At 75.3% G+C, this 22974-nt stretch carries 20 protein-coding genes; 9 read left to right on the top strand and 11 right to left on the bottom strand.

Features of this window, described 5'->3' with window-relative positions; all coding sequences use genetic code 11:
- Positions 1-68: 68 nt before the first annotated feature.
- Genes ABEA81_RS13405 through ABEA81_RS13385 form a run of 5 tightly spaced genes read right to left on the bottom strand, consistent with a single transcriptional unit; the run spans position 69 to position 7195 of the window.
- The gene (locus ABEA81_RS13405) at positions 69-1229 is read right to left on the bottom strand and encodes a VWA domain-containing protein (RefSeq protein ID WP_345605331.1); all 1161 of its coding nucleotides are present in this window, start codon (positions 1227-1229) and stop codon (positions 69-71) included.
- Entirely contained in the window at positions 1226-3391 is a 2166-nt protein-coding gene (locus tag ABEA81_RS13400; protein ID WP_345605330.1) for a DUF5682 family protein, read from the bottom strand. Before ABEA81_RS13400 ends, ABEA81_RS13405 begins: the two co-directional genes overlap by 4 nt.
- On the bottom strand, positions 3388-4485 hold the full coding sequence (locus tag ABEA81_RS13395; RefSeq protein ID WP_345605329.1) for an ATP-binding protein: 1098 nt from the start codon (positions 4483-4485) through the stop codon (positions 3388-3390). The genes ABEA81_RS13400 and ABEA81_RS13395 overlap by 4 nt, the downstream gene beginning before the upstream one ends.
- Complete coding sequence (locus ABEA81_RS13390; protein WP_345605328.1) at positions 4482-5909, bottom strand: DUF5691 domain-containing protein; 1428 nt, start codon at positions 5907-5909, stop codon at positions 4482-4484. Before ABEA81_RS13390 ends, ABEA81_RS13395 begins: the two co-directional genes overlap by 4 nt.
- Entirely contained in the window at positions 5906-7195 is a 1290-nt protein-coding gene (locus ABEA81_RS13385; protein ID WP_345605327.1) for an SWIM zinc finger family protein, read from the bottom strand. The genes ABEA81_RS13390 and ABEA81_RS13385 overlap by 4 nt, the downstream gene beginning before the upstream one ends.
- A gap of 107 nt (positions 7196-7302) precedes the next feature.
- On the opposite strand from ABEA81_RS13385, the gene ABEA81_RS13380 reads away from it, so the two are divergent.
- The 5 genes from ABEA81_RS13380 (at position 7303) to ABEA81_RS13360 (ending at position 13325) form a co-directional block, all read left to right on the top strand.
- The gene (locus ABEA81_RS13380) at positions 7303-8016 is read left to right on the top strand and encodes a flavin reductase family protein (protein ID WP_345605326.1); all 714 of its coding nucleotides are present in this window, start codon (positions 7303-7305) and stop codon (positions 8014-8016) included.
- A gap of 83 nt (positions 8017-8099) precedes the next feature.
- Positions 8100-8873, top strand: coding sequence for an ROK family protein (locus ABEA81_RS13375; RefSeq protein WP_345605325.1), 774 nt, complete (start codon positions 8100-8102; stop codon positions 8871-8873).
- A gap of 20 nt (positions 8874-8893) precedes the next feature.
- Entirely contained in the window at positions 8894-10561 is a 1668-nt protein-coding gene (gene pgi / locus ABEA81_RS13370) for a glucose-6-phosphate isomerase (protein WP_345605324.1), read from the top strand.
- A 14-nt stretch (positions 10562-10575) separates the two neighbouring features.
- Positions 10576-11280: a phosphatase PAP2 family protein gene (locus ABEA81_RS13365; RefSeq protein ID WP_345605323.1), complete on the top strand. Its 705-nt coding sequence runs from the start codon at positions 10576-10578 to the stop codon at positions 11278-11280.
- A 242-nt stretch (positions 11281-11522) separates the two neighbouring features.
- Entirely contained in the window at positions 11523-13325 is a 1803-nt protein-coding gene (locus tag ABEA81_RS13360) for an NHL domain-containing thioredoxin family protein (protein ID WP_345605322.1), read from the top strand.
- An 887-nt stretch (positions 13326-14212) separates the two neighbouring features.
- Here ABEA81_RS13360 and ABEA81_RS13355 read toward each other — a convergent pair.
- On the bottom strand, positions 14213-14812 hold the full coding sequence (locus tag ABEA81_RS13355) for a D-alanyl-D-alanine carboxypeptidase family protein (protein ID WP_345605320.1): 600 nt from the start codon (positions 14810-14812) through the stop codon (positions 14213-14215).
- A gap of 65 nt (positions 14813-14877) precedes the next feature.
- Complete coding sequence (gene bla / locus ABEA81_RS13350) at positions 14878-15777, bottom strand: class A beta-lactamase (RefSeq protein WP_425570546.1); 900 nt, start codon at positions 15775-15777, stop codon at positions 14878-14880.
- 98 nt (positions 15778-15875) lie between these two features.
- Between bla and ABEA81_RS13345 the strand changes: the two genes are divergently transcribed.
- Entirely contained in the window at positions 15876-16751 is an 876-nt protein-coding gene (locus ABEA81_RS13345) for a LysR family transcriptional regulator (RefSeq protein WP_345605318.1), read from the top strand.
- Complete coding sequence (locus ABEA81_RS13340) at positions 16748-17641, top strand: serine hydrolase (RefSeq protein ID WP_345605317.1); 894 nt, start codon at positions 16748-16750, stop codon at positions 17639-17641. The genes ABEA81_RS13345 and ABEA81_RS13340 overlap by 4 nt, the downstream gene beginning before the upstream one ends.
- 71 nt (positions 17642-17712) lie before the next feature.
- Here the strand turns inward: ABEA81_RS13340 and ABEA81_RS13335 are convergent, their stop codons facing one another.
- The 4 genes from ABEA81_RS13335 to ABEA81_RS13320 all read right to left on the bottom strand — a co-directional run bounded on the left by ABEA81_RS13335 (position 17713) and on the right by ABEA81_RS13320 (position 21007).
- On the bottom strand, positions 17713-18045 hold the full coding sequence (locus tag ABEA81_RS13335) for a hypothetical protein (protein ID WP_345605316.1): 333 nt from the start codon (positions 18043-18045) through the stop codon (positions 17713-17715).
- Between the two features lie 143 nt (positions 18046-18188).
- On the bottom strand, positions 18189-19058 hold the full coding sequence (locus tag ABEA81_RS13330) for a Vgb family protein (RefSeq protein ID WP_345605314.1): 870 nt from the start codon (positions 19056-19058) through the stop codon (positions 18189-18191).
- A gap of 5 nt (positions 19059-19063) precedes the next feature.
- The gene (locus ABEA81_RS13325) at positions 19064-19705 is read right to left on the bottom strand and encodes a response regulator transcription factor (RefSeq protein ID WP_345605313.1); all 642 of its coding nucleotides are present in this window, start codon (positions 19703-19705) and stop codon (positions 19064-19066) included.
- Positions 19706-21007, bottom strand: a complete 1302-nt coding sequence (locus ABEA81_RS13320) for a sensor histidine kinase (protein ID WP_345605312.1) — start codon at positions 21005-21007, stop codon at positions 19706-19708. It lies immediately after the preceding gene.
- Between the two features lie 98 nt (positions 21008-21105).
- Between ABEA81_RS13320 and ABEA81_RS13315 the strand changes: the two genes are divergently transcribed.
- Together ABEA81_RS13315 and ABEA81_RS13310 are read left to right on the top strand one after the other, a co-directional pair.
- Positions 21106-21759: an O-methyltransferase gene (locus ABEA81_RS13315; RefSeq protein WP_345605311.1), complete on the top strand. Its 654-nt coding sequence runs from the start codon at positions 21106-21108 to the stop codon at positions 21757-21759.
- Between the two features lie 34 nt (positions 21760-21793).
- Complete coding sequence (locus ABEA81_RS13310; protein WP_345605310.1) at positions 21794-22951, top strand: acyl-CoA dehydrogenase family protein; 1158 nt, start codon at positions 21794-21796, stop codon at positions 22949-22951.
- Positions 22952-22974: the final 23 nt, after the last annotated feature.

Genomic DNA, 22974 nt, shown 5'->3' with positions numbered 1-22974 from the left:
CCCGCCTCCGAACGACAGCATGGTGGCCTTGCTGGCGTACTACGGCAGCAAAGCCACCATGCTGACGTTCAGGCTCGGGCTGCCGCCGCCCATTGCGCCAGGTCCTCGCCTCGGATGGCCGCCGCCATCAGGTCCGGGAAGAGCTCGGGTGTGCAGGCGAAGGCGGGGACGCCCAGGTCCGCGAGGGCGGCGGCGTTGTCGTGGTGGTAGGCGGGCGCGCCGCTGTCGGACAGCGCGAGCAGCGCCACCACCTGTACCCCGGCGCCGACGAGCGCCCCGACGCGGCGCATCAGGTCGGCCTGCGCTCCGCCCTCGTACAGGTCGCTGATCAGCACCAACAGGGTCTCGGTGGGACGGGTGACGAGGGACTGGCAGTAGGCGATCGCGCGGTTGATGTCGGTGCCGCCACCGAGCCGGGTGCCGAAGAGCAGCTCGACGGGGTCGCCGAGGGAGTCGGTGAGGTCGACGACGGCCGTGTCGAACGCCACGAACCGCGTGCGCAGCGCCGGCATCGACGCCAGGACGGCGCCGAACAGGCCCGCGTAGACCACCGACTCGGCCATCGAGCCCGACTGGTCGACGGCGAGGACCACGTCGCGCTGCACGCTCCGGTGCCGACGCCCGTGGCCGATCAGCCGCTCCGGCACGATCGTGCCCAGGTCCGGGGAGAAGTGCTGCAGGTTGGCCCGGATGGTGCGGGCCAGGTCGATGTCGGCGGGGCGCGGGCGGCGGGTGCGCGTGGAGCGGTCCAGCGCGCCCGTGACGGCGGCCCGCACGCGGTCGGCGAGCCGGCGCTCCAGCTCCGCCACGACGGTGCGCACGACCGCCCGGGCGGTCTCCTTCGTCCGCTCCGGCAGCACGCCCTGGAGCGACAGCAGCGTGCCGACCAGGTGCACGTCCGGCTCGACGGCGGCGAGCAGCTCCGGCTCCAGCAGCATGCGGGTGAGGCCGAGGCGCTCGACGGCGTCGCGCTGCATCACCTGCACCACCGACGTCGGGAAGTACTGCCGGATGTCGCCCAGCCAGCGCGCCACCTGGGGCGACGAGCCGCCGAGCCCGCCGGTGCGCGGCCCGTTCCCCTCGCCACCCCCACCGTCGTAGAGGGCCGCGAGTGCGGCGTCGACGCGGCGGTCCTCGGGTCCCAGCGCGACGCCGGTGCCGTCCGCGGTCTCCTCCGGGCCGCTGCCCAGCACGAGGCGCCAGCGCCGCAGCCGCTCGTCGTCGCTCACGACCCCACCCCGAGCAGCCGGGCGAACACCGGCACCACCAGCTCGGCCCGCCGCTCGTCCAGCCCGTCGGCGACGCGCGGGGCGGGCACGTCGTCGGTGAGCGCGGCGGCCCGCTCCCCGATCGCGCGGCGCTCCGGGTCGGCGAACGCCCCGAACGTGCGCCGCAGGAGCGGCAGCACCTCGTCGAACTGGTCCGCCGCCACCTCGGCGAGCCAGCGGTCGACCACCCGCAGCAGCCGGTCGTCGTGCACGAGCAGCAGCGCGCCGCCCGCGAAGAACCCCTCGACGTACGCGCCGGCGTGCGCGGCGGGGGTGCCGGCCGTGAGGGCGCGCGCCAGCCGCCGCTCGACCTCGTCGGCGGCCATCCGGTCGGTGTCGGAGAGCAGCCGCGCCAGCCGGCCGGCGAGCAGCGGGGGCAGGGCGGGCCGCTCCGCGAGCCGCCCCAGCGCCGTGAGCCAGCGGCCGGTGGCCTCATCGCCGAGGAGGCCCGTGACGTCGTGCACGCCGTCGACGAGCCCGGCCAGGCGGGCCGCCTCGCCCTCGTCGATGCCGTGCGCGGCGGGCGGCAGCCCGGCGCAGATCCGGGCCAGCACCCGCTCGGCCACGGCGCGCAGCGCGCCGGTGTCGGTGCCGCGCACGTCGCCGTAGCGGGTGGCCCTGGCGAGCGCCGGGAAGGCCGCCATGAGGTGCGCGACGTCGGCGTCGCCCGCGGCACGGGCGTCCAGGGCGGCGAGCGCGTCCGGAAGGGCGTCCGGCAGGTCGGCGAGCAGGCAGCGCTCCACGGCGGCGGTGACGTCGGACAGCGCGGGTGCGTCGGTGACGGCGGCCCGGACGCGGGCGGTCGCCGCGCCGGCCACGGTGGTGCCGTGCACCCCGGCCGCCACGAGGTCCACCTCGAACTCCGGCTGCCAGGCCAGCTCCCACGTCTCCCGGAAGGTGCCGGTGCTGCGGCGGGTGCTCGCGGCGGGCCTGCCCCACGGGATCCCGAGCAGCCGCAGCCGGTGCAGCAGCCGCGAGCGGTCGAGCCCGCCGGGCGAGCGCAGGTCCAGGTCGAGCTCGCGGGGCTGCGGGTCGCGCTTGAGGCGCAGCCGACGGGCGGTGGCGGCGAGGTCGGCGGCCAGCGGCGTCAGCGGGGCGTCGTCGGGCACGGACCCCATCCGCTCCCCCACGACGAGCTTCCTGGTGACGAGGTCGAGCTGCACCTCGTTGCCCCCGCAGAGCACGGAGAGGGTGGCCTCGGTGACCTCGGCGAGCCCCGCGGACACCCGGTTGCGCAGGGCGGCGAGGGTCTCGGCGAGGCGCACCGCCTCGATCACGTGCGCGGTGGACACCGGCAGGTCCTCGGCGCGCAGCACGCCGGCCACCGCGGCGAGCCAGCGCGCGGTGACGTCCCGCTCCGTGGTGAAGAGGTGGTGGTACCAGCCGGGCGAGGTCACGCCGGCGCCGTAGCCGCCGGTCGCCGCGAGCCGCCCGTGCGTCCACGGCACCCAGGCGCAGGCCGTCCTGCGCTTCGGCAGCCCGCGCAGGAGCGCCTGGTCGCGGGAGGCGGGCGGGAGCGGGTCGGTCAGGGCCGGCACGTGCCATGCGCCGCAGACGACCGCGATGCGCTCGTACCCGTCCTTGCGGGTGCGGCGCAGCACGCCGCGCATGTACGCCTCACGGCGCGCGTCGTGTTCCCCGGTCGGCTCGCCGGCCCGCAGGGCCGCCATCGCGTCCGCGATCACGTCGAACGCCGGGTCGCGGCGGTGCTCGATCACGTCGTCCCACCAGCGTTCCGGGTCGTCGTACCCGGCGACGGCCGCGAGGCGTTCCAGGGGGTCGGCGGAGCCGCCCGCCCGGCCGGCGAGCGCGAACTGGTGGGCGGCGGGCAGGTCGCAGAACCGCACCGGCACGCCGGCCGCGACGGCGTACCGGATGGCCTGCCATTCCGGGCTGAACACGGCGAACGGCCAGAACGCCGCCCGGGAGACCTCGTCCACGGCGTACGCGAGCAGCGCCACCGGCGGTCGCAGGGCGGGGTCTGCGGCGAGCGCCACCAGTGCATCGGCCTCGGGCGGTCCCTCGATGAGCACGACGTCCGGGGCGAACGCGACGAGCTCCGCGGCCAGGGCCCGTGCCGAGCCGGGCCCGTGGTGGCGGATCCCGAACAGGCGGGTCCTCACCCGGTGACCTCCAGCCCGGCCCGGTAGAAGTCGGCCCAGCCCTCCCGTTCGCGCACGACCGTCTCCAGGTACTCCACCCACACCGCGCGGTCGGCCACGGGGTCCCTGACGACGGCACCGAGGATCCCGGCGGCCACGTCGGACGGGCGCAGCACGCCGTCGCCGAAGTGCGCGGCGAGTGCGAGGCCACCGGTGAGCACGCTGATCGCCTCGGCCGTGGACAGGGTGCCCGACGGCGACTTCACCGCGGTGCGCCCGTCCTCGGTGCGCCCGGAGCGCAGCTCCCGGAACACGGTGACCACCCGGCGGATCTCGGCGAGCGCCGTCACCTCGGAGGGCAGCTCCAGGGACGCGCCCAGCTGCGCCACCCGGCGGGCGACGATCTCCACCTCGGCGTCGGCGGAGTCCGGCAGCGGCAGCACCACCGTGTTGAACCGGCGGCGCAGGGCGCTGGAGAGCTCGTTGACGCCGCGGTCGCGGTTGTTGGCGGTGGCGATGAGGTTGAAGCCGGGCCGGGCCTGCACCTCGGTGCCCAGCTCGGGCACGGGCATCGTCTTCTCCGACAGGATCGTGATCAGCGCGTCCTGCACGTCCGCGGCCATGCGGGTGAGCTCCTCGAGCCGGGCGATCTTGCCGTCCCGCATGGCCCGCAGCACCGGGCTCTCCACGAGCGCGGCCGGGCTGGGGCCCTCTGCGATCAGGCGGGCGTAGTTCCAGCCGTAGCGGATGGCCTCCTCAGCGGTGCCCGCCGTGCCCTGCACGAGCAGCGTGGAGTCGCCGCTGATCGCGGCGGCGAGGTGCTCGGACACCCAGGTCTTCGCCGTACCGGGCACGCCGAGCAGCAGCAGCGCGCGGTCCGTCGCGAGGGTGGCCACGGCGACCTCGACGAGCCGCCGCGGCCCGACGTACTTCGGCGTGATCTCGGTGCCGTCGGGCAGGGCCCCGCCGAGCAGGTAGGTGACCACCGCCCACGGCGAGAGCCGCCACGACGGCGGGCGCGCCCGGTCGTCGGCCGCGGCGAGCGCGGCCAGCTCGTCGGCGTGGTCCTGCTCGGCGTGCGGCCGCAGCACCGCATCCGGGTTCGGCGCGGTCATCGCAGCTCCTCGTGCATCTCGCGGCGGACGGTCAGGGTGGCGGCCAGCTCGCGCCACCACGGCGCGGCGCCGATCGGCAGCGGCCCGGTGGCGACGGGGTGGTGCAGGCATGCCCGGGGCACGCGGACGGCGGCGGCCCGCGCGGCGCCACCGAGCCCCCGGTTGCCGGGCTGGGTACCGATCCAGTCGAGCACGGCCGTGCCCAGCTCGGGAGGCCAGGGGGCGGGCAGCTGTCCCACCGCCGAGGCCATCGCCGGTGGGGGGAGCTTCGCGGCGAGCACCGCGAGCGCCGGACCCTGCACCGCGGCCGGGAGGCGACGCACCATGTTCGTGATCGAGCCGTCGACGGCCGCGGGCTCGATCGCGGGGAGCACGGCGGCGCCCCACCGGGCGTCCCGCTCGCGGCCGGCGGCATCGGCCCAGCCTGCGTGCAGGACGCGGGGCTCGCAGCCGCGCACCGGCCGCGTCAGCACCGCTGCCGGCGCGCCGAAGCCCGCCCAGTGCCCGAGCGGGGTGGCGGCGACGGCCGCGCGCAGCAGGTCGGCCGGCTGCCGGGCGGCGCGCGCCTGCGGGCCACCGACGTCCCGGAGGAGCGCGCGGTCGTCGAGGTCGGGCGGGGTGACGGCGAGGGCGTCCCCGTCGGCCCGCACCAGGCGTGCGGCCCGCTCCCGCATCCGCGCCGCCAGCCGCGACCCGGGCAGGCGCGCGAGGAGGTCCGCGGCCGCCTCCCGCACCGGCGCCGCCCGGTCGTCCAGCGCGGCCTCGAGGAACGGTTCGTCGCCGGCGTCCAGGTGCTCGCCGAGCACCGCGAGGAAATCCGCCCGCACGCCCGCCGGCTCGCTCGCCCAGGTCGCCGCCAGCGCCGCGCGCGCTGCGGGCGGGTCGGCGGCGAGGGTGCGGCCCAGCCAGTCCCGCCGCTGCAGCGCGTTGCCGTACTCCCAGGCCTGGTCGTCGACCACCCCGGGCACCGCCGAGGCCAGGAACGCCCACGCGGGGTTGCGCTCCCCCAGCCAGGCGCCGGCCGGCCCGGCGGCGGCCGCGAGCGGAGCGCGCAGCGGCGGCCGGGTGCGCGCGGCGTCGACGAGCGCCCGCAGGTTCTCCTGCGGGACGCGCAGGCCCCGCTCCCGCACCGCGTCCAGCCATTCGGGGAGCAGCTCCGCGGGCAGCCGCAGCAGCCTCCGCCGCGCCGCCGGTGGGACGAGCGGCCGCTCGTCGCGCCCGGGCGCGGCCGGGCGGCTGCCCGGCCGCGCGGGGACGCGCCCGGCTCGCCGGTAGGTGGCGAGCACCGCGGCCGCGGTGAGCAGGCCGGCCTCCGGCTCGTCGGGGACGAGGGGCCGCACCGGCGCGGGCAGCCCGCCGGGGTCGAACCGGCGGCGCTGGGTGCCGAGCAGCGCCGTGCTCACGAGGTCGTCCCAGTAGCTCACAACCGCACGGTCCGGTCGCCGTCCCAGCAGGTCATCGGGCGCAGGCCGGTGGCCGTCCACTCGCCGGCCACCGGGACGGGGGCGCCGGCGGACACGGCGAGCAGCGGCCACGGGTCGGCCCGCTCGTCGATCAGGAGTGCGGCCCCCTCGGCGTCGACGAGGAGCCAGCCGCCGCCGTCCGCGACGGGGGCGACGCCGGCGAGCAGCAGCGGCCACCGGTCCTGCCACGGGTCGACGGCCAGCGCCTGCGCGACCGACTCCAGCGCGGCGCACACCGCATCACCGCCCGGACGGCCGGCGCGGACCGGTTCGTCCGCACCGGCGACGAGCGCCCGCAGCGGCGCGGCCCCGGGGTAGAAGGCCAGCTCGCCGCGGACGACGTGGCCCGGAGGCAGCGAGCGGTCGAGCGGCTGGCCCGGTGGGGCGAACGACAGCACCAGCGCGGGGCGCCCGCTGTCGCGGCCCCGCAACCAGGCGCGGCGGGTGGTGAGCCGCTCGGTCACCTCGTCCACCAACCCGGTGACCACCCACTGGTCGGTCACGCGCTCCCCGTTCGCGAGCACGTCGGCGGTGTCGGTGGGGAACCCCAGCCGGGTGCGGACGGTGGCGGCCAGGTCGGCGGGCAGGTCGGCGAGCCGCGTGCTCGCCCCCGCCAGGACGTGCAGCAGCGCGAGCTCGGTCAGCAGCCGTCCCGGCCAGTCCCGGCCCCGCCCGATCACGCCTGCCGCGCGCCGCAGCCCGCCCGCCAGTCCGGGCGCCTGCGCGTCGACCATGCGGGCGGCGACGCCGTAGAGCTCCTCGGCGTCCGCGCCGGCCAGCCCGCTGCGGACCCGGTCGGTGAGCCACTCCCGCAGCTCGGCGGCCCCCGCCGCGACCCGCTGGGCCCGCTGCTCGGCCCGCCGCGCGGCGGCCTCCGGGTCGCGGGGAGGCACCCCGGCCTGCCGGCCGGGGCGGCGCCGGGCCCGCTCCGCCCGCTCGGTGAGCCACGCGCGCACCCACTCCGGCTCGGCTCCGTCCGGCACCGAACCCCGCGCCCACAGCAGCAGCAGGCCGAGCGCGTGCTTGCAGGGGATCTTGCGGCTGGGGCACGTGCACCGGAACGCGGGCTCCGCGAGCTCGACGCAGACCTGGTAGGGCTGCTTCCCGCTCCCCCGGCACGCGCCCCACACCGCGGCCTCGGAGGCCCCGGGCTCCATCCACGTCGCCGGGACCGCCTGACCACGTCCGGCGCCGGCGGACGCCGGGTCGGGCGCGAGGGCGAGCACCCGCTCCACGCTCCACGGCACCGCCACACAATAGGGACGGGGCCCGACACGCACCGCGCAGGCGCCAGTCGATCAGCACGACCGATTCCCGCCAGCACGGGCCCGGCCGGCGCTCCCACCCTGGACGTATGACGACGGAACCCCCGGTGCACGAGACCATCGAGCCCGGAATCCTGTACTTCGGCACCCCGGTCGTGCTCGTCTCCACCGAGAACGAGGACGGGTCGGCCAACCTGGCGCCGATCTCCTCGGCGTTCTGGCTCGGGTGGCGCGCGATCCTCGGCATCGGGGCGACCTCCCGCACCACGCGCAACATGCTCCGCACCGGTGAGGCGGTGTTGAACCTCCCGTCGGACGCGCTGGCGCCAGCGGTGGACCGCCTCGCGCTGACCACCGGCTCCGACCCGGTGCCGCCGCGCAAGCGCGAGCGCGGCTACGTCCACGTCGCCGACAAGTTCGGCCGGGCAGGGCTCTCGCCCGTGGCGTCGGAGACGGTGGCGCCGCCGCGGGTCGCGGAGTGCCCGGTGGCGATGGAGGCCGTCGTCGAGGCGGTGCACCCACTCGCGGAGGAGGACGAGCGGCAGCGCGGCGCGGTGCTCGCGATCGAGGTCCGGGTGCAGCGCGTGCTGGTGCACGACGCCGTCCGGCTCCCCGGCACCGACGACCACATCGACCCCGACGCGTGGCGCCCGCTGATCATGAGCTTCCAGAAGCTCTACGGCCTCGGCCCGCAGGTGCACCCCTCGACGCTGGCCCGCGTCCCGGAGCGGCTCTACCGCAGCCCCGACATCGAGCTGGCGCGTACGGCACCCACGAGGACCCGCACCGCGTCACCCGCGTGACGCGGCCCCCGGGTAGGTGCGCCGCTGCCCCGCGCCGGTTAACGTGCCCGGTCGTGGGGCAGGGGCACGAGGAGGACGCAGCCATGGACGGACCGCGCACGCTGGCGATCGACATCGGTGGGTCCGGCCTGAAGGCCATCGTCCTGACCGCCACCGGCGACCCGCTGTCCGAGCGGACGCGCCGGGAGACGCCCTACCCGTGCACCCCGCCCGTGCTGCTGGACGAGCTGACCGAGCTGGTGAAGTCCCAGCCGGAGCACGACCGCGTGTCCGTCGGGTTCCCCGGCGCCATCCGCCGCGGGCGGGTCCGCGAGGTGCCTGCGTTCTCCCGCCGCGGCCCGGGCCTGCCGCCGGACCCCGAGCTGGTCGCGATGTGGACCGGCTTCGAGCTGGAGGCCGCGATCGCCGAGCGGTTCGCCACGCCGATCCGCGTGGCCAACGACGCCGACGTGCAGGGCTGCGCCGTCATCTCCGGCCACGGCATGGAGCTCGTGGTGACGCTCGGCACCGGCATCGGCACCGCGGTGTTCTTCGACGGCACGCTGCTGCCGCACATGGAGCTGTCGCACGGCACGTACGGCGGCACCTCCATCGAGGTCTCGTGCGGCGACAACGAACGTCACAAGATCGGCAAGGAGAAGTGGCGCAAGCGGGTGCTCGAGGCGCTCGACGCGTTCGAGGAGATGGTGCTGCCCGACCACATGTACATCGGTGGCGGCAACGCGAAGCGGCTCGACCCGGACACCATCGGCCCGAACCGGACGATCGTGCCCAACATCTCCGGGCTGCTGGGCGGCATCGCCCTCTGGGAGCGGACGGGTGACAACCCGCGCGTCCCCAGCGCGACGGCGTCCTGACGACCCGGCACTATGGCCCGGTGTCCACAAACGTCCATGGGACCGACATCACCGCCACCCCGGAGTGGTCCGCCCTCGCCGACCACCACGCCGCCGTCGCCGGCCGGCACCTGCGCGAGCTGTTCGCCGACGACCCCGGCCGCGCCGACGCCCTGACCGCCACGGGGGCCGACCTCGTCCTCGACTACTCCAAGCACCGGATCACCCGGGACACGCTCCCGCTGCTCACCGCGCTCGCCCGTGCCGCCGGGCTGCCGGAGCGCACCGAGGCCATGTTCGCGGGCGAGCACATCAACACCAGCGAGGACCGCGCGGTGCTGCACACCGCCCTGCGGGCTCCGGAGGCGACGGCGCTCGCGGTCGACGGCATGGACGTGCCCGTCGAGGTCCACACCGTGCTCCGCCGGATGGGCGAGTTCACCGACGCCGTGCGCTCCGGGGAGTGGACCGGGCACACCGGCCAGCGGATCCGCGCCGTCGTCAACATCGGGATCGGGGGCTCCGACCTCGGCCCGGTGATGGCCTACGAGGCGCTGCGCGCCTATGCCGACCGCTCGTTCACGATGCGGTTCGTCTCGAACATCGATCCCACCGACATCGCGGAGGCAACGAGCGACCTCGACCCCGCCACCACGCTGTTCATCGTCTCGTCCAAGACCTTCACCACGCTCGAGACGCTCACGAACGCCAAGGTGGCGCGGCGCTGGCTGGTCGACGGGCTCGGGGGCGACGAGGCGGCCGTGGCCAAGCACTTCGTGGCCGTGTCGACGAACGCGAAGGAGGTCAGCGCGTTCGGCATCGACGAGGCCAACATGTTCGGCTTCTGGGACTGGGTGGGTGGCCGGTACTCCGTCGACTCCGCGATCGGGCTCTCGCTCATGGTCGCGATCGGCAAGGAGCAGTTCGCCGAGTTCCTCGCCGGCATGTACGCGATGGACTCGCACTTCCGCAAGGCCCCCCTGGAGGAGAACCTGCCGGCGATCCAGGGCCTGCTGAACGTCTGGTACACGAACTTCTTCGGCACCGAGACCCACGCGGTGCTCCCGTACAGCCAGTACCTGCACCGGCTGCCCGCCTACCTGCAGCAGCTCACGATGGAGAGCAACGGCAAGTCGGTGCGGGGGGACGGCAGCCCGGTCACCACGGTCACCGGGGAGATCTTCTGGGGCGAGCCGGGCACCAACGGCCAGCACGCCTTCTACCAGCTGCTGCACCAGGGCAGGCGGCTCGTGCCCGCCGACTTCATCGGTTTCGCGGAGCCCAACCACGTGATCGACGTGGACGCGCAAGGCGACATGCACGACCTGTTCATGTCCAACCTGTTCGCGCAGACCCAGGCGCTCGCGTTCGGCAAGACCGCCGAGGAGATCGCCGCCGAGGGCACTCCCGCCGACGTCGTGCCGCACAAGGTCATGCCCGGCAACCGGCCGTCGTCCACGATCCTCGCGCGGAAGCTGACGCCCTCCACGCTCGGTCAGATCATCGCCTTCTACGAGCACGTCACGTTCGTCGAGGGCACGATCTGGGGCATCGACTCGTTCGACCAGTGGGGCGTGGAGCTGGGCAAGGTGCTCGCGAAGCAGCTCGCCCCGGTGCTGGCCGCCGACGAGGCCGACACCGCGGGCCTCGACGCCTCCACGGCGGCGCTCGTGCGCCGCTACCGGGAGATGCGGGGGCGCCCCGCCTGACGCACGAGGGACGGATGGCTCGACTCACCGATCCGGACGACCGGCCCGCAGGGATGGACGGGCCCGCGCCGCCGCGCGCGCCACGTCCGGGCGTCGGCGTGGCGATCGCCGTCCTACTCGGGATCGCGGCGCTCGCCGGCCTCTGGGCCGCGTTCGCGGGCGTCGGCCCGGCCCGGCTCGACGCCGCGGTGCTCGACGAGTCGATCGAGTCGCGCACCGGCCTGCTCACCACGGTGGCCGTCGTGGTCACCCACCTGGGCAGCACGGCGGCGATGGCGGTGCTCGCCGTCGCGGCCGGCGCCCGGCTCTGGTCCCTCCACCGGCGCGCCGACGCCGTGTTCGTCGTCGGCGCGATGGCAAGCGCACAGCTGGTCTTCCGGGCCCTGAAGGAGCTGCTCGACCGGCCCCGGCCCCCGGCGGACGGGCGGCTCGTGCACGCGGCGAGCGAGTCGCTGCCGTCCGGGCACGCCACCACGGCGGTCGTCGTGATCGGCACGCTCGTCGTGCTGGCCTGGCCCGGGCGCACGGCCGCCGTCCGCGCCGGGCTGGTGGCGGCCGCCGCGCTGTGGGTGGGCGCGGTCGGCCTCACCCGCGTCTACCTGGGTGTGCACTGGTTCAGCGACGTGGTCGCCGGCTGGCTGGTCGGCGGCGCCTGGCTCGCGGTCTGCGTGGCCGCGTGGAGTTGGTGGCGCGCCCGGGCGGTGCAGGCCGTGCCGTAACCAACCCGGCTCACGGAGCGAGCACACAGCAGGGCCGCGCTCCGAACCGATCGGCGGCCACAGGATGTGGTCCTCATGACCTGGCTCGATCTCATCGGCATCATCGTCGTGTGCACCATCGTGTTCATGCTGGTATCGCTCTGCGAGCGCGACCGGCACTGATCGATCGACACTGATCATCCGACGGTGACCGGAACACCCGGCCCGACCTGCCGGTTGAGCCCGTCGTGGGTCGATCACGGGTGCGTGCACCGGAGCTGCGGGGGCGCCGCTGGCTCAACACCGGCGGCGCGGAGGTCACGCTCGCCGGGCTGCGCGGGAAGATCGTGCTGCTCGACTTCTGGACGTTCTGCTGCATCAACTGCCTGCACGTCGTCGACGAGCTGCGGGAGCTGGAGGAGCGCTACGCCGACGTGCTCGTGACGATCGGCGTGCACTCGCCGAAGTTCGCGCACGAGGCCGACCCGGACGCGGTCGCGGCGGCCGTCGAGCGCTACGCGGTGCACCACCCGGTGCTCGACGACCCCGAGCTGGTCACCTGGGACGCCTACGCCGCGCGGGCCTGGCCGACGCTGGTGGTGGTCGACCCGACCGGTTACGTCGTGGCGCAGCTGTCGGGTGAGGGGCACGCGCACGGGCTGGGCGTGCTGATCGAGGAGCTCGTCGCCGAGCACGGGGCGGCCGGCACCCTGCACCGGGGGGACGGCCCGTACGTCGCGCCGCCGGAGCCCGCCACCGCGCTGCGCTTCCCCGGCAAGGCGATCGCGCTACCCGGCGGCACGTTGCTCGTGTCCGACTCCGCGCACCACCAGCTGGTCGAGCTCGAACCCGACCTGGTCACCGAGCGGCGGCGGATCGGCACCGGCGAGCGCGGCTTCTCCGACTCGCCGGCCCGCTTCTCCGAGCCGCAGGGGCTCCTGCTGCTGCCGGAACCGGTGGGCGGGTACGACGTGGTGGTCGCAGACACGGTCAACCACGCGCTGCGGGGCGTGCGGCTGGCCGACGGCACGGTCACCACGCTCGCCGGCACCGGGGAGCAGCTGCGCACCCGGGTGGAGCCGGGCGCGGGCGCCGGCGAGCTGTCGTCGCCGTGGGACTTGGCGTGGTGGGAGGACCGGGTGGTCGTGGCGATGGCGGGCAACCACCAGCTGTGGTCGTTCGACCCGGCCTCCGGCGCGGTCACGGTACTCGCGGGGACCACGAACGAGGGCCTGCGCGACGGCGCTCCCGAGGACGCGTTCTTCGCACAGCCGTCCGGGCTCGCGACCGGGGCGGACGGCACGCTCTGGGTGGCGGACTCCGAGGTCTCGGCCCTGCGGTCCGTCCAGGCGGCGCCCGCCGCGGGAGCGCAGGTGTCGACCGCGGTGGGGACGGGCCTGTTCGACTTCGGGTTCCGCGACGGCGCCGCCGACGAGGCCCTGCTCCAGCACCCGCTCGGCGTGGCCGTGCTGCCGGACGGGTCGGTGGCGGTCGCCGACACCTACACCGGCGCCGTCCGCCGCTACGACCCGGCCACCCGCACCGTGAGCACCCTCGCCCGGGACCTGCGCGAGCCCAGCGACGTGCTCGTCGACGGGGACACCCTCGTCGTGGTCGAGTCCGCGGCCCACCGGCTCGTCCGGCTGGCGATCCCGGCGAGCACCCGGATCGACGGCGGGGTCCACCGGGTGCGGCGGGCCCGCACCGACCTCGCCCCCGGCGCGCTGGTCCTGCGCGTCGACTTCACACCGCCCACCGGCCAGCACCTCGACTCCCGGTTCGGAGACCCGACGTCGCTCACCGTGGCGGCGTCCCCTCCCGAGCTGCTCGCGGACGGCGCCGGCACGACCCCCGGCCTCACCCGCATGCTGCGGTTCGCCCCGGACGCCCCACCGGAGGGGGTGCTGCAGGTGAGCGTCGCGGCGGCGGCCTGCGACGAGAACGACGGGGGTGACGACGGCGTGTTCGCCGCGTGCCACCGCTACCAGCAGGACTGGGGCATCCCGGTGCGGCTGGTCGACGGAGCGTCCGACGAGCTCGTACTGGACCTGCGCGCCGTGCGCTGACCCACGTGGATCCGGAGGAGCGTGTTGTCGAATCGGCTGCCGCACTCGACGCCGGCGATGGATGCATCCACGATCGGCGGAATCGGGACATGGGCTGCATCCGGCCGCCGGGCGATCACGAGGTGACGGTCAGCTGCGGCGGGCGCGCCGTACCCGACGGTCACGGCCTGCCTCCGCCCCTCGTCCGGACTGTCACGCGGTCACCCCGGTGGGTCCCGGGCCTGGGTCTACGCCGTCCTCGTGGGCGACTTCTCGGGCCGGGTCCCCGATGGCACGCGCCTGTGAGTCGGACCAGTGGAAGGCGGTGCACGGGGCGGCATCGGAATCCCAGGGAGGGCTGGGGCAGGGATCGGGACCACAGGACGGTCGCGTAGCCACCCGGCGGGGACGATCTCGTCGTGGACGGGCGTGCCCCCGCGTCGGGGACGGCCGCCAGCGCAACCCCAGGGCCCGGTAGTGCACCCGAACCGGCCGCATGCCCGCCGAGCGGGGTGGATTCCGACCCGGCTGTCTGCGCGCGGCCCCAACGGGCGGGTATCGATCGCATCCCGTCCCGAGGTGAGCGGGCTCGCCCACGTGAGGCGGGGGTGACACCGCTCCGGGGCATCGCCGCAACTCGGGTGTGCGCCCGCGCATGATCAGCACGAACGTGACCTGAACCGCAGAGGTGCGGCTCACGTCACGATCCCGTCGATCACAGGCTCATGATTGCCGAGAACGGTGTTGAAGCCGCACCCGTGCGGTTCCAGAACCGCACTCGCTGATCATGGCGGCTGATCATGGCGGCTGTGGCCAGAACCGCATCCGGTGGCGCCGCGGATCGTGGGCGTGCCCGGCCCGAATCCGAGCTGTGGTACTCGCGCCCCACGCCGACGATCCGAGTGCCGCTATGACCCGGTCGCGCTGGGCAGCAGCGCCGGGCACCCGGCCGTCACGTACGCCGGGTCGTACTCGAAGTGCCACGGCTCGTTCTCGTAGCGGCGGCACCACCCCAGCGCGCGGCCGTTGCGTTCCACCCAGCCCGCCGAGGCGAGCGGCTGGATGTCCACGGCGATCCCGACGACGTGCATCGACTCGTCGGGTTGCAGCACGTACCTGCTGGCCAGCCCGGCGCTGCCGAACTCCTGCACAGCCTCGGCGAACTGGCGCGCCTGTTGCTCCCGGCTGCGCTTGCCGTCGTTCAGGCAGAGCCGCACCCCGTCGGCGCCGGCTGCGGACCGGAGCCGCTGCCAGGCCGCGAGCGTCGGCTGGGGAAGGCGGTCGGGTGGCTCGTCGACGTAGCGCGCGTCGAGGGGGCAGGGTGGACCGGTCTCGGCTCCTGGCATCTCCACCACGATCGCGGCCGGCGCCCCGACGACCCGGTCCCACACGAGCACCACCCGCCCGTTCGCGCCCAGCACCCCCAGCGCGAGGGCCGCCCCGCACACCGACGCCATCAGCATGCCGATCACGGCATGGCGGGTCCTGGCTGCGCGGGTGGGGAGCACCGGTTCGACGGTACCGATCGGGCGCGCCCGTTCCCCGCCATCGTGATCATGGTCGCGGGACGCGCTCAGCCGAGCTCCTGCGCCACGACCGCCGCCGCTTCCGCGAGCAGTGCCTCGTCGCGCGTCGCGTCCTCGGCGGCCCGGGACGTCAGCACCGCGACGGCGATCGGCGCGGCGTCCGGCGGCCACAGCACCGCGACGTCGTTGGCCGTGCCGTAGCTGCCCGTGCCGGTCTTGTCGCCCACGCGCCAGCCCGCGGGCAGGCCGGCGCGGATGCGCTCGTCCCCCGTCCTGTTGCCGACGAGCCATTCCGTGAACAGGGCGCGGTCGGCGGGGTCGAGGTGGTCGCCGAGCACCAGCGCCCGGAGGCTCCCGGCGATCGCCCGCGGCGTGGTGGTGTCGCGCTCGTCGCCGGGGATCGCCGTGTTCAGCTCCGGCTCGGTCCGGTCGAGCCGCGTCACCTCGTCGCCGAGCGACCGGGCGAACGCCGTGATCCCCGCCGGGCCGCCGACGTCGGCGAGCAGCAGGTTGCCGGCGGCGTTGTCGCTGTAGCGGACGGCGGCGTCGCAGAGCTCGCGGACCGTCATGCCCTCCGCGACGTGCTGCGCCGCGATCGGCGACGGGTCGATGAGGTCGGCCTCGGTGAAGTGCACGCGCTCGTCGAGGTACTCGGGCGGGGTGCGCTGCAGGACGGCGGCCGCGGCGAGCGCCTTGAACACCGAGCACATCGCGAACGGCTCGTCGGCGCGGTGGGCCAGCTCCCGGCCGCTGCCGGTGTCCACCGCGTAGACGCCCAGGCGCGCGTCGAAGCGCCGTTCCAGTTCGGGCAGGCGGTCCGTGCGCGCCGGCGTCTGCGTCGCGGGGGCGGCGGGCGCGGGTGGCGCGGCCGCCGGTGCGCCGCATCCGGCCAGCGGGAGCAGGAGCGCCGCCGCCAGCACGGAGCGGCGGCTCGGCTTCGTCTCGATCACGTGGGACAGGCAAGCAATCGGCCGGCGATACCGCAAATATGGCGACACGCCGACCGCGATATGGATCGACTATCGCCGCTGCTACGGTTCGCCGCGTGGATCTCCTCCGGCACCTGGAGTTCTTCGTCGCGATCGCGGAGGAGGAGCACTTCGGGCACGCCGCGGCGCGGCTCGGGATCGCGCAGCCCCCGCTGTCGCAGGGCCTGCAGCGGCTGGAGCGCTCGCTCGGCGTGATCCTGGTCGACCGCAGCTCCCGCGGGGCCCGGCTCAACGCCGCGGGCCGCGACCTGCTCCCCCGGGCCCGGGCCCTGCTGGAGGACGCCGAGGACCTCCGGCGGGCGGCGAGCGCGCACGGAGCGGCACCGGTCCGGATCGGTGCGGTGCCACAGCTCCCGATCCGGTCGGTCGCCGCGATCGTCGCCGCGATCGTCACCGCGTGCGGCGACGCGCCCCCCGAGATCGTCACCGCACCGTCCACCGAGCTGCTGGACGCGCTCGCGGCCGGCCGCCTCGACCTCGCCGTCGTCGTGCACCCCGCGCTGCTGGGGAGCCTGCAGAGCGGGCCCGTCCACCGGCTCACCACCGCGCTGCTCCTGCCCGCGGGCCACCCGGCGGCGGCGACGGCGGGCCCGGTGGTCCTGCGGTCGCTGCGCGGGCTCGCGCTCGCCACGCCGCCACGGGCGCACGGCCCGGCGGCGTACGACCTCCTGCTCGACACCCTCGAGCAGCGCGGGCTGGTGACGGGCCCGGTGAGCGCTCCGGACGACCGCGCCGCGCTCGTGCTCGTCGCCACCGGCCGGGCGTTCGCGCTCACCGCCGACCCGGACCTCGGCGCGCCCGGCGTCGTCCGCCGCGAGGTCGCGGGCGAACCGCTGCCGCTGCGCCTGCGCACGGCGTGGCGCGGCACGGGACCCGACCCGGCCGTCCGGGACGCGGTGCTGGGCGCGCTCGACGGCGAGCCGGCGCCGTGAGCGGGCCGGAGCGGGAGATCCGCCGCGCGTTCGCCGATGCCGGCGTGCACGGCAGGCTGCACGCGATGCCACTCGGCGGTGCGGCCCGCGAGGTCGGGGTCGATCCGGACGAGCCGGTCGTGATGGCGTCGGTCTACAAGCTCCCGCTGCTCGTCGCGTTCGGCCGCCGCGTCGACGCGGGCGACATCGACCCGCGCGAGCGGGTCACCGTCGACCCGTCCGGGCGCACCACGGGGCCCACCGGCCTGTCGATCATGCGCGACCCGGTGACGATGTCATGGCGCGACCTCGCCTGCTCCATGATCGCGGTCTCGGACAATGCCGCCGCCGACGTGCTGCTGCGGCGCGTCGGCCTCGACCACGTGAACGAGACGCTCCACGACCTCGGGCTGGAGCGCACGCGGGTGCACGGGGGCACCGCCGATGTGTACCGCAGCATCGTGGCCGACACCGCCACCACCGACACCGCCTCCGCGTTCCGCGCCCTCACCAGCAACGACGCCGCCGTCGCCGTCCGGGCGTACGACGCCGTGCTCGCCAGCGCCACCACCGCGCGCGAGATGACCCGGCTGCTCGCCGCCGTCTGGTCCGACCGCGCGGCCTCGCCGCAGCAGTGCCGGTTCGCCCGCGACCTGCTGGGCGCGCAGGCCTGGCAGCACCGGCTGCGGTCGGGGTTCCCGCCGGTCGGGGTGCGGGTCGCGGGCAAGACCGGCACCCTGGCCGCCGTCCGCAACGAGGTCGGCGTGGTGCAGTTCGACGGCGAGCGGCCCGTCGCGGTCGCCGTGTTCACCCGGGCCGCGCGCGCCGAGGAGCTGCTGCCGCGAGCCGACGCGGTGATCGGCCGGGCCGCCCGCCTCGCAGTGACGGAACTGCGCTCGGGCCGGCTCTGACGCCGATCCGGAATACGAACGCGCACCGATTCAGGGCATTCCCCGAATCGGTGCGCGCCCGTTCCGACGAGTCAGCCGCGCCGGCAGCTGACGGTGATGGTGAGAGTCTCGGTCTTCCCGGTGAATTCGGGCTGGACCTGGATCCCGGTGCCGTCGGTCCGCTCCCACGAACCGCCGACCAACTCCCGCTCGTTCACCTTCCAGTCCGTCATCTCGTCGCTCCGCCAGCACTTGACCTCGACCACGTCGTCCTCCATCTCCGGCAGGACCCTCGGGTCGCCGCCGATGTAGGTCAGCTGCCAGGAGTCGGTGACCTCGTACGTCACCGGCGCGGCAGCGGCCACCCCGGTCGCTCCGACGAAAGACGCCGCGGCAACGGCGAGAACGGCGAGAACACGTCGCATTGCAGATCCCCCCTGGATCCCCCGACAACGATGCACGCATCGGTGCTGACGCGTACGTCTCGACCATCGACCGCCCGTGATCCGCCGTTACCCGCCACATCTCAACGGGATCTCAGCATCGGGGTGATATGGATTCCCGAGGATCAGCCCGCCGGCCGGAGGGTGACGAGGTGCCCGCTCTCCAGCGCCACCAGCACCGCACCGCCGGGGCCGAGAGCCGCCCCGTGCGGCTCCGACCCCGCACCGAGGTCGTGCACGGCGGTGACGGTGCCGCGCTCGTCGAGGTGGGCGAGGGCGCTCGCGGCCCACAGCGTGACCCAGCAGCCACCGGCGCCGTCCGGGGCGACGGCGTGCGGGCGGGCCTCGCGGTCGGGCAGGTCGAACTCCTGCAGCGCATCGCCCGGGACGAGCCGCCCGACCCGCCCGGCGCCGATCTCGGCGAACCAGATCGCGGCCCCGTCGCCCGCGATCCCGACGGGGCCGCACCCGGCGTCCGGCAGCGGGTGGACGGTGATCTCACCCGCGGTGCCGACCCGCCCGAGGGCTCCTACCCGGTTGAGGGTGAACCACATCGCGCCGTCGGGCCCGGGCGTGATCATCGCCGGCATGCCGGTGTCGCCGGGGACCTGCGTGAGCGCCACCGACCCGTCCGGGGTGAGGCGGCCGATGGCGTCCGCCGCGATGGCGGTGAACCAGACGTCGCCGTCGGGCCCGAGCGCGATCCCGTAGGGGCCGGTGCCCACCGCGAAGCTGCTCCGCGTGCCGTCGGCCCGGATGTGATCGATGCGGTCGTCGCCTCCCCGGGTGACCCAGACGGCCCCGTCCGGCGCGAGCGCGAGCAACGACGGCCGGGCGTCCGGGTTGCCCAGGTCGTGCAGCTCGGGTGGGCCGCCGGGCGGGATCCGGGCGACCTGGCCCGCGTGGACGAGCGTGGTCCACGTGACGCCTGCGGCGTCGACGGCCACGGCGTAGGGACCGGCGCCGGGTGCGCCGACCGCGGTTCGGGTGAGCATCGGCGCTACGCGCCCAGCCAGGTCAGCACAGCCATCACCCGGCGGTGGTCGTCGCTCGACGGCGGCAGGCCGAGCTTGGTGAAGATCGACGAGATGTGCTTCTCCACCGCCCCCTGGCTGATCACGAGGGTGCGGCCGATGGCGGTGTTGGTGCGCCCCTCCGCCATGAGCCCCATGACCTCGCGCTCGCGCGGGGAGAGCTCGGCCAGGGGGTCGCGGCGGCGGCGGTGCGCGAACAGCGCCGAGACGACCTCCGGGTCCAGCACGGTGCCGCCGTCGACCACCCGCTCCAGCGCGTCGGACAGGTCGGCGAGCTTCGAGACCCGGTCCTTCAGCAGGTAGCCGACGCCCCCGCCCGCGGTGAGCAGGTCGGAGGCGTAGGACTCCTCGACGTACTGCGACAGCACCAGGATCGCCGTGCCGGGCACGGTGCGGCGCACCTCCAGCGCGGCGCGCAGGCCCTCGTCGGTGAAGCTCGGGGGCATCCGGACGTCCACCACGGCGACGTCGGGCCGGTGCTCCTGCACGGCCGCCACCAGGCCGTCCCCGTCCCCGACGGCGGCCACGACGGTGGCGCCCGCCTCGTCGAGGAGGCGGACGAGCCCCTCCCTGAGCAGCAGCGAGTCCTCGGCAAGAACGACCCTCACCTACCGATCATCCCCCACGCCCTGCAGCGGGATCTCGGCGGTCAGCACGGTGGGGCCGCCGGGCGGGCTCACGACGTCGAGCACGCCCTCGACGGTGGCCAGGCGGTCGGCGAGCCCGGCGAGCCCGTGGCCCTTCCCGAGGTGGGCGCCGCCCCGGCCGTCGTCGCGCACCTGCACGAGCACCCGGCCGGCGTCGGCGGAGACGACCACGGTGCAGAGGGAGGCGTGGGCGTGCTTCGCGACGTTCGTGAGGGCCTCGGTGACCACGAAGTACGCGGTGTTCTCGACGGCGGCGGCGAGGCGCTGCCCCGGCGGCAGGGCGACGTCGAGGGAGACCTCCACCGGGCAGCGGGCGGCGGCGGCCGCGAGTGCGGGGCCGAGGCCGCGGTCGGCGAGGATCGGCGGGGCGATGCCGCGGGAGAGGGCGCGCAGCTCGTCGAGGGCCTCCCTGCTCTGCTCCAGTGCCTCCGCCACCAGCGGGCGGGCCTTCTCCGGGTTGTCGTCGAGCCTGCGGGCCACGGCCTCCAGGTCCATGTTCAGCCGGACGAGCCGCTGCTGCGGGCCGTCGTGGATGTCGCGCTCGAGCCGGCGCAGGGTCTGCGCCTCGGCCTGCACAGCCGCCCGCCTGCTGGACTCCAGCTGGGCCGCCCGGGCGCGCAGGGCCGCGGTCTGGTTGGTGAGCAGACCCCGCGCGAGCCCGGCCCGCGTCGCCACCAGCCCGCGGATGACCAGCGGCGCCGTCGCCAGCATGATCACGCCGAGGCCGGTGTTGATCGCGATCTCACCCAGCCGGAACGGGTAGCCGAAGATCAGCCAGAACAGGCCCCCGTTGTCGTCGCGCGGCAGGGACCACTCCCACGTGACGTAGAGCAGCGAGCCGAGCCCGCCGACCGTCCAGACCACGGCGATGACGAACATCGCCAGCCGCACCGGGAACGCGACCACGGAGTGCAGCAGGTCGCGCCACGACTGCGGGTCGGCGATCATGCTGAACAGCCGGCCGATCCCCCGGCCACGGGTCTCCCGGTAGTGGTGCGGCGGCAGCGGCCTGCCCGTGGCCCACTCGGCGCCGCGCCGCTCGACACCGGCCAGGCCGCGCGAGGCGCGCAGCGTGCCGGCGAGGATGGGCAGCCCGAGCCAGACCACGATCGTGCCGACCCCGGCGGCGAAACCCACGACCGCGATCACGAACGCGACGATGCACAGCGGAAGGCCACCGAGCAGGTAGCCGTAACCCCGCCAGAAGCGCTGCCCGGCGGTCGTCGGCCCGGCGACCGCCGCGACGGGCACGTATTCGGTCATGCCGCTACTCTCGTCCCCCCACCCGACGCCACCCAGCCGGTGCGCCTCCCCGCTCAGGGTAGGGCGAACCCGAACCGCCACGGTCATAGGCTGATCAGATGGACGAGCGGACGTGGCAGGCGGTCGACGCGTACTTCACCGGGCAGCTGCTCGGCCCGGACCCGGTGCTCGACGCGGCGCAGGAGGCGAACGCCCTCGCCGGGTTACCCGCGATCGACGTCAGCCCCGCGCAGGGGAAGCTGCTGAACCTGCTCGCCGGCACGGTCGGCGCCCGCCGGATCCTCGAGATCGGCACGCTCGGCGGCTACTCCACCATCTGGCTCGCCCGCGCGCTGCCGGCCGACGGCGAGCTCGTGACGTGCGAGGTCGACACCACCCACGCCGAGGTGGCCCGCGCCAACGTCGCCCGCGCGGGCCTCGGCGGTGTGGTCGACGTGCGCGTCGGGCCCGCGCTCGACACCCTCCCCACCCTCGACGGCCCGTTCGACCTCGCATTCATCGACGCCGACAAGCGGTCGAACGCCGAGTACTTCCGGCACGCCCTGCGCCTCTCCCGGCCCGGCACCCTGATCGTCGTGGACAACGTCGTGCGCGGCGGCCGCGTCGCCGATGCGCACAACCCCGACCCGGACGTCCGCGGCACGCGCGCGGTCGCCGAGGTGATCGCGCAGGAGCCGCGCGTCGACGCCACGGTCGTCCAGACCGTGGGGAGCAAGGGCTACGACGGCTTCCTGCTGGCCCGCGTGCGCTGACCGGGGCGTGTACCGGCGGGTAACGTCCCCCGCCATGGACCCCGCCGACCTGGCCGACATCCTCTCCGCCGTGCGCGACTTCGTCCGCAAGGAGGTCGTGCCCATCGAGGAGCAGATCGACGCCGAGGACGCGATCCCGGAACGCGTGATCGCCACGTGCAAGGAGATGGGGCTCTACGGCTTCGCGATCCCGCAGGAGTACGGCGGGCTCGGCCTGTCGCTCATCGAGGAGGCGCAGCTCGCCTTCGAGCTGGGCTGGACCACGCCCGCGCTGCGGTCGCTCTTCGGCACCAACAACGGCATCGCCGGGCAGGTGCTGCTGGTCGGGGGCACGGAGGACCAGAAGGAGGACTGGCTTCCGCGGCTGGCCTCGGGCGAGGTCACGGCGTCGTTCGGGCTGACGGAGGCCGACGCGGGCTCCGATCCGGCGGGCCTGGCCACCACCGCCCGCCGGGACGGCTCCGACTGGGTGCTGAACGGCTCGAAGCGGTACATCACGAACGCCCCCATCGCGGACGTGATCATGGTGTTCGCCCGCTCCAACCCCGATGCGGCCGGCAACCGGGGCATCTCCACGTTCCTCGTGCCGACCGGCACGACGGGGCTCTCGGTCGGGCCGAAGGACCACAAGATGGGCCAGTTCGGGGCCTGGACCGCCGACGTCCACCTCGACGACGTGCGCGTGCCCGCCGAGGCGCTGGTGGGCGGGGCCGACGGCGTGGACCGCGGCTTCCAGACCGCGGCGAGGTGCCTCGCCCACGGCCGCGCGCACATCGCGGCGTTGTGCGTGGGGATGGCGGGCCGCCTGGTGCACGAGTCGGTCGAGTTCGCGAAGACCCGTGAGCAGGGTGGGCGGCCGATCGCGTCGTTCCAGCTGGTGCAGGGCCTGATCGCCGACTCGGTGACCGACCACATGGCGGGGCGGTCCCTCGTCCTCGACGTCGCGCGGGCCTACGACGCGGGCACCGACAAGGTGCGGGGCCCGTCGGTCGCCAAGTACTTCGCGAGCGAGATGGTCGGCCGCGTCGCCGACCGGGCGGTGCAGGTGCACGGCGGGGCGGGGTACATCCGCGGGGTCGCGGTCGAGCGGTTCTACCGCGACGCGCGGCTGTTCCGGATCTACGAGGGCACCAGCCAGATCCAGCAGGTGATCATCGCCCGGCAGGCGCTCGGCGACGCCGCCCGCGACTGAGGGGGCCTTGCCGCGCGCGCGGA

Origin of the sequence: Pseudonocardia adelaidensis (assembly GCF_039543345.1) — a bacterium.
Classification (GTDB): Bacteria; Actinomycetota; Actinomycetes; order Mycobacteriales; family Pseudonocardiaceae; genus Pseudonocardia; species Pseudonocardia adelaidensis.
This window is presented reverse-complemented; position numbering and strand designations above follow the sequence as displayed.

Bases quoted from the DNA above. Each gene is read 5' to 3' on its own strand.
- ABEA81_RS13395 (WP_345605329.1), bottom strand. From the start codon at position 4,485: ATGACCGCGCCGAACCCGGATGCGGTGCTGCGGCCGCACGCCGAGCAG.
- ABEA81_RS13380 (WP_345605326.1), top strand. From the start codon at position 7,303: ATGACGACGGAACCCCCGGTGCACGAGACCATCGAGCCCGGAATCCTG.
- ABEA81_RS13375 (WP_345605325.1), top strand. From the start codon at position 8,100: ATGGACGGACCGCGCACGCTGGCGATCGACATCGGTGGGTCCGGCCTG.
- ABEA81_RS13365 (WP_345605323.1), top strand. From the start codon at position 10,576: ATGGCTCGACTCACCGATCCGGACGACCGGCCCGCAGGGATGGACGGG.
- ABEA81_RS13335 (WP_345605316.1), bottom strand. From the start codon at position 18,045: ATGCGACGTGTTCTCGCCGTTCTCGCCGTTGCCGCGGCGTCTTTCGTC.
- ABEA81_RS13330 (WP_345605314.1), bottom strand. From the start codon at position 19,058: ATGCTCACCCGAACCGCGGTCGGCGCACCCGGCGCCGGTCCCTACGCC.
- ABEA81_RS13320 (WP_345605312.1), bottom strand. From the start codon at position 21,007: ATGACCGAATACGTGCCCGTCGCGGCGGTCGCCGGGCCGACGACCGCC.
- ABEA81_RS13315 (WP_345605311.1), top strand. From the start codon at position 21,106: ATGGACGAGCGGACGTGGCAGGCGGTCGACGCGTACTTCACCGGGCAG.
- ABEA81_RS13310 (WP_345605310.1), top strand. From the start codon at position 21,794: ATGGACCCCGCCGACCTGGCCGACATCCTCTCCGCCGTGCGCGACTTC.